Genomic DNA, 6,494 nt, shown 5'->3' with positions numbered 1-6,494 from the left:
TTGGATTCAGTTTCTGTTTTGCGCGAAATCCGTCACCAAGGCTTGAAAGACGTGGCTGCCGCGCCAGTCTGTGACCCCGGAGTAGTTCAATCCATGATCGAGCATGGAGTTAGCTCGGAGATAGAAGTTGAACTTGGAGAGAAAATTCCAACACCCGCAATTGCGGACGTGAAACAACCTCTTCGGTTAAGAGGCAGGGTACGCGCAATCTGTCACGAGGACATTATCGTCAGCGGTCCGGTTTTTACCGGCACGCGGTTGAAGATAGGACCTACGGCACTGTTGGAGGCGGACGGCCTGCAAATCGTCGTAACGTCCAATAGGGTAGAACCGTACGATCCGGGCATTTTTCACTGTGTCGGTGTGGACCCACGACAAAAGCGCTTCATCGTGCTGAAGTCCAGAATGCAGTGTAAACCAGCATTCATGCAATTCGCCAAAGGTTACATCGATTGCAACGGTACTGGCGTTTCCACATCAGATTATACGGTCTTCAACTACCGAAAGCTGCGGCGGCCGATATATCCATTCGATTCCAACGCAACTTGGGCACCCAACTGATGTTTAAGGTGGATGTAATCTTGCTTCTTCTCATTTGTTTGACATCCAATCAGATATTGGCCTGACGGTGATGCTTGGGCTGATTTTCCATCGTTTGCTACAGAGCGCCGTCGTCATGCTCGTCGTGGGTCTGATCGCATTTTCGTTGTTCACCTATGTCGGCGATCCCATCAACAATATGGTCGGTGATCAGGTCAGTGAGGAATACCGACAACAGTTGCGCCAGGAACTCGGCCTTGACGATTCCGCCATCGTGCAATTCGGACGGTTCGGTTTGCGGGCTCTGCAGGGAGAATTTGGCGCATCGTACCGCAACGCGGTTCCGGTTTCAAAACTGCTCGCGGAGCGTCTTCCCGCCACGCTTGAACTCGTTACAAGTGCGGCCCTTATTGCATTGGCCCTTGGCATCCCTGCCGGTGTGTTTACCGCCTTGCACCGCAACACGATTTCCGCGCGGGCAATTCAGGTTTTGTCACTGGTCGGAATTTCGCTACCTACTTTTGTGACCGGCATCCTGCTGGTGTTTGTTTTCTCTGTTTGGCTCAACTGGCTGCCGTCATTCGGTCGCGGCACGGTTACGCAGATCGGCTGGTGGAGTACCGGGCTTTTGACGTGGAGCGGCTGGAAAGCGCTCTTACTTCCGTCCATAACGCTTGCCCTATTCCAGCTTACTCTGATCATGCGGCTCGTGCGGGCAGAGATGCTGGAAGTCTTGCGCACGGATTATATCCGTTTCGCCAAGGCGCGGGGTTTGCCTGAGCGGCTGGTAAACTTTCGCCACGCGGTGCGCAATACCCTGGTACCGGTGATTACTATAGCCGGTTTGCAGGTCGGTTCGCTGATCGCTTTTGCCATTATCACCGAAACCGTTTTCCAGTGGCCGGGAATGGGGCTGCTGTTTATTCAAGCGGTGCAGTTCGTCGATATTCCAGTGATGTCAGCCTATCTGGTTCTGGTTGCGTTTCTGTTCGTCATTATCAATCTCGTGGTTGATTTGCTTTATCACATGATCGACCCGCGCATCCGCAGCGAGCTTGGTGGCATCAAGCGGGCGCCGGGAAGATGACGGTTAAAAATGCAGGCACGCCGCAACGGCCACTATCGTCCGTCCTTGCTGAATGGTGGGCTGGAGATGTCCTGTGGAGTTTCCGTCGCACGCCCTATGCGATGGTTTCGGCGCTGGTCGTATTGACGCTGGTTCTGGTGGCATCGTTTGCGGCGGTGACGGCACCGCACAATCCGTATGATCTTGCCACTTTCAATTTGCTGGATAGCGAATTGCCACCCATGTGGTTGCCGGAGGGGCGTGCAGAGTTTCCGCTTGGTACCGACACTCAGGGCCGCGACGTACTGTCCCTAATCATCTATGGCACGCGCTTGTCCCTGTTGGTGGGGTTCGCCAGTGTTTTATTTGCTGTCGTTCTCGGCGTCAGCCTCGGGCTATTGAGCGGCTATTCGGGCGGCTGGCTCGATGCGATCATCATGCGAACCGCTGACGTCAAGCTGAGCTTTCCCGCAATCCTTGTGGCCTTGCTGATAAACGGGATCGCGCGCGGGTTTCTGCCACGTGAGTATCACGAAGCAATCATCATACCGGTGCTGGTGTTTTCGATCGGTATGTCCGGCTGGGTCCACTATGCCCGTACGGTCCGAGGTATCGTCATGGTCGAGCGGGCGAAGGAGTACGTACAGGCGGCAAGGGTGCTGGGTCGAAAGCCTTGGCAGATTGCGGTTCTGCACGTGTTGCCCAACACTCTCAGTCCGGTGTCCGTAATCGCGACCATCAATCTTGCGACCGCAATCCTTATGGAAGCGACGCTGTCGTTCCTCGGCGTGGGCATGCCCCCAACGGAACCATCGCTGGGGACACTTATCAAGGTCGGAAACGAGTACATGTTCTCGGGTATTTGGTGGGTCACTGTCTTTCCTTCGCTCGTGCTGGTCGTTCTCGTGCTTGCCGTCAACCTCTTGGGAGACTGGTTGCGCGACGCCCTGAACCCGAAACTCAACTAATCTGCATCATGACCAAAGCCGGACCATTGTTGGACGTCAATGACCTGACTGTTGAGATTGCGACCCGCCATGGTGCGCTCAGGGTCCTCGATCAGGTGAGTTTGTCTCTTGAGCGGAGTGAGGTCCTCGGAGTCGTCGGCGAATCCGGAGCGGGGAAATCGATGCTGGGAAACGCCATCGCCGGCTTGCTTGAACCGCCGGCGAGTGTGACTGGAGGCGAGGTGGCGCTCAGTGGCCGGCGCATCGACAGCCTTTCTCGTGATGCTGCGCGTCGGGTGCTTGGACGTGAAATCGGCATGGTGTTCCAAGACCCTCTCACCAGTCTTGATCCTCTATTTTCAATTGGCGACCAATTGGAAGAGACAATCCGTGTCCATCTTTCCGTCGGTCCGCGCGAAGCCAGGGACACAGCCGTAAAACTGTTGGAAGAAACGGGTTTGCCGGCAGCGCGGTCGCGGCTCGATGACTATCCCCATCAGTTCTCGGGCGGCATGCGCCAGCGCGTCGTGCTTGCTCTAGCGCTATGCGCAAACCCGCAGCTGGTCATCGCCGACGAGCCAACGACCGCGCTCGATGTATCAATCCAGGCGCAAATCATCCGCCTGTTGCAGCGCATGTGCCTCGATCACGGAACCGCGGTCATCCTCATCACCCATGATATGGGCGTGATTGCCGATGCGTCGGAGCGCGTTGCAGTGATGTATGCCGGCCGGATTGTGGAAATCGGGCCGACCAGCGACGTGATAAGCCGACCGCGTCATCCCTATACGCAGGGGTTGATGGGGGCAATTCCGCCGCTGAAACGACAGCCTCGGCGTTTGGAGCAGATCAACGGGAACATGCCTCGCGCCGACAAGTTGCTGGGCGGGTGTTCGTTTCATCCGCGCTGTCCTCTGGTCTTTGAGAAATGCCGTCACGAGAGCCCGGTTTTGGAAGGCGGGGAAGGTCATGCAAAAGCATGCTGGCTCGATGGTTAGAATGAAAACAGTCAGAGGTTCCAAGAAGGCCGACGGGGAGCCCGTCCTTCAGGTGCAGGATATCGCGCGATTTTTCGACGTTTCTCCGCCCTGGTATCAGCGTCTGGTAAACATGGACTGGACACCGCGCACGCTGCATGCCGTCGATGGCATCGATTTTGAGGTTCCGCGCGGCAAAACGGTCGGGCTTGTTGGTGAATCAGGTTGCGGCAAGTCGACACTGGCGCGTGTGGTGGCGGGACTATACCCGCCTTCACGCGGAACCGTCCGGTTCGATGGTATCGACCTTACCACGGACCCGCATGTGCTCGACTCCCTACAGGTACGTGCACGCATCCAGATGGTGTTTCAGGATCCGTACGCAAGTCTCAATCCACGCTGGCGGGTGGGCAGCATCGTGGCGGAGTCGTTCGTCGTGCATCAGCCGGATATGTCCCGCGCCGAAAGGGACACGCGGGTTATCCGATTGCTGGAGACGGTAGGGCTTGGGCCCGACGCCGCGGGCAAGTATCCGCACCAATTCTCCGGTGGACAGCGGCAGCGTATCTCGCTTGCCCGAGCGCTTGCGACCAACCCAGAATTGTTGATCTGCGACGAGCCGACATCGGCGCTCGACGTATCGGTACAGGCGCAGATTCTCAACCTTATGCGCGGCCTTCAGGAAGAACTGGGTCTGACCTACCTGTTCATCAGTCATGATCTTGCGGTTATCAGGTTTGTCTCGGATTTCGTCGGGGTCATGTATCTCGGTCGGTTGGTCGAGTGGGGCACTGCTGATGCGATTTTCACTGCCCCGCGCCACCCATACACATGCAAGCTGCTCGCCTCGGTGCACGATCTTGAGGGCGCGCGCGATCAGCGAGAAGCGATCGCGGGAGAGGTTGCCAGTCCAATCGACCGGCCAGGTGGCTGCCATTTTCATCCCCGTTGCCCCATAGCAAACACCCGCTGCAAAACGGAAATGCCACCGCTGACGGAAAGCGGCGCCGGCGTGGTTCGGTGTCATGCATACGAGGAAGGACGGCTCGATGAGTTGGAGATCGCCTTGCAGGTCATGGAGCAATAAGGAAGATTAGATGACGCTACACTTTTCGCGAGAGGAGTTCGCTCAACGTCAGGCAGCCGCCAAAAAAGCCATGATAGAGGCCGGTTTGGACGGCATGATCTTCTTTGCGCAGGAGAGTCATTACTATCTGACCGGATACGACACGAGTGGCTATGTCTGGTTTCAGTGTGGCGTGACGACAGCAGGATCAGATCCCTACACCCTGCTCATCCGCATGCCCGACCTTCAAAACGCACGCATAACATCGGTATGCGAAGATATTCGTATTTGGGACGATAACGGCACCAACAATCCAGCACTCGAACTGCGTTCAATCCTTGCCGAAATGGGACTTGAGGGAAAGCGCGTCGGTGTAGAACTGATGACCCACGCCCTTGTCGCGTCAAACTACATCAAGCTCGCTGACGCACTAGAAGGTTTTTGCGAATTGACCGACGCATCAACCTTGGTGCGCGCGCTGCGCTCGGTCAAGTCCAATGCGGAAATCGCCTATGTTCGCAAAGCGGCGGAGATCGCCGATGAAGCGATGGAGGCAATGATTGCCCGAACCGGCCCTGGTGCGTTTGAGGGTGATATTGCGGCCGCGGGCCAAGGTGTCATTCTTCGCGCCGGTGGCGACGTCGCTCCATCAGGACCAACCATTGGTTCAGGGTTCCGCGCGCTATCGGGGCGTGCCTCGACGGGACCAGCAAATCTGTTGGATACTGATCAACTGACGATCGAATTCGCCGCGACCTATCGACGTTACAATGCCTGTCTGATGCGGACGATACTCGTGGGAAAGGTGACACCGCGGCAGCGTGAACTTTACGATGCAGTTCATGGTGCTCTAAGTGAAGCAATTGATGTTGCGCGTCCAGGGAACAGGCTGGGCGATGTGTACGATGCGCATCAGGCGGTGTTTGAGGGCAGGGGCCTTGGACGGTTTCGCCGCCCATCATGCGGTTATTCCCTCGGTGCGACCTACAGACCCACATGGATGGATGTACCGCCTATGATTCAGTCAAGCAACGACATGCCAATAGTCCCAAACATGGTGCTGTTTTTGCACTCGATCGTTATGGATACAGACACGCAACTTGCTATGTCCCTCGGCAGAACAGTTCTAACGACCAGTGAGGATTGTGAAGTGCTGAGTTCTGAGAAACTCGATCTCTTGGCGAAGTAGAAAAAAACTAAAGAAAATCAATAAATTATATTATGATACTTGCCATGTGGTGTCACGCTTAAGCCAACATAGATGAATGCGTTTGAGCTTTAAGGCTAGGAATTGAGCATTTCGATCCATCGCCAGGTCAAACAGTTGTGCTCGTCCATGAAAAAGTTCCACACTGTGATTCTCTTTATGCGAGTCTCGTACGAGCCATCGTCTCGCATTTCTCCCTCATGGATGACGACATGCCTGCGTGGTTCTGCCAAGTTCTCACGAACTGGCTTCCTGTGATCTCAGTTGTTTCGTTCAGATTCATTTAGAGGTTTGCGGATGTCTCCTCTGTAACCGGCTGGCGATTGCAGGAGAAAGTGGAGTGATCGGGAACATCACCATCCAGGTTCAGCCGACAGACCTCCCTCAGTTCCTACCCAGATTGAGATGTGCATCAATCGAAGAAAATGGGAAATCATGGTTCGCCTAACACCTCAGCCGACTTTTGCACCAAAATCAGCACTAGGCGGACTTGTTCGACTATCTGCTTTAATTTTTGTTCGCAGGTATAAAGCAGCCATTTGGATATGAATGTCATATGCATCAGGAGGGATACATTTTAGATCCCAGCACGATGGAGGATTGCCATCAATATTGCGCGTGTGCCATCTGTTTCGCGTGCAATATGTGTGCACTCTGAGATCAACGAGAATCCAGTTTGATCCAAATCGTG

Annotated in this window: 6 protein-coding genes; all 6 read left to right on the top strand. The window is 55.3% G+C overall.

Annotation, left to right across the window (positions count from 1 at the left end):
- Window positions 1–561 (top strand): MlrC C-terminal domain-containing protein (locus MPJ51_RS20200; RefSeq protein ID WP_298390608.1); only part of this gene is annotated, 561 nt, incomplete at its 5' end.
- Between the two features lie 70 nt (window positions 562–631).
- Complete coding sequence (locus MPJ51_RS20195; RefSeq protein WP_298390616.1) at window positions 632–1,627, top strand: ABC transporter permease; 996 nt, start codon at window positions 632–634, stop codon at window positions 1,625–1,627.
- Window positions 1,624–2,574, top strand: a complete 951-nt coding sequence (locus tag MPJ51_RS20190) for an ABC transporter permease (RefSeq protein WP_298390606.1) — start codon at window positions 1,624–1,626, stop codon at window positions 2,572–2,574. The genes MPJ51_RS20195 and MPJ51_RS20190 overlap by 4 nt, the downstream gene beginning before the upstream one ends.
- An 8-nt stretch (window positions 2,575–2,582) precedes the next feature.
- Window positions 2,583–3,551, top strand: coding sequence for an ABC transporter ATP-binding protein (locus tag MPJ51_RS20185; protein ID WP_298390605.1), 969 nt, complete (start codon window positions 2,583–2,585; stop codon window positions 3,549–3,551).
- A complete protein-coding gene (locus MPJ51_RS20180) occupies window positions 3,523–4,617 on the top strand; it encodes an oligopeptide/dipeptide ABC transporter ATP-binding protein (RefSeq protein WP_298390603.1) in 1,095 nt (364 codons plus the stop codon). The genes MPJ51_RS20185 and MPJ51_RS20180 overlap by 29 nt, the downstream gene beginning before the upstream one ends.
- 10 nt (window positions 4,618–4,627) lie before the next feature.
- Window positions 4,628–5,785, top strand: a complete 1,158-nt coding sequence (locus tag MPJ51_RS20175) for a Xaa-Pro peptidase family protein (RefSeq protein ID WP_298390601.1) — start codon at window positions 4,628–4,630, stop codon at window positions 5,783–5,785.
- Window positions 5,786–6,494: the final 709 nt, after the last annotated feature.

Origin of the sequence: Ruegeria sp., assembly GCF_028066395.1 — a bacterium.
In the GTDB taxonomy this organism is placed as follows: domain Bacteria; phylum Pseudomonadota; class Alphaproteobacteria; order Rhodobacterales; family Rhodobacteraceae; genus Ruegeria.
The sequence above is the reverse complement of the archived record's forward strand: the minus strand, read 5'-3'. Positions and strand labels throughout refer to the sequence as shown.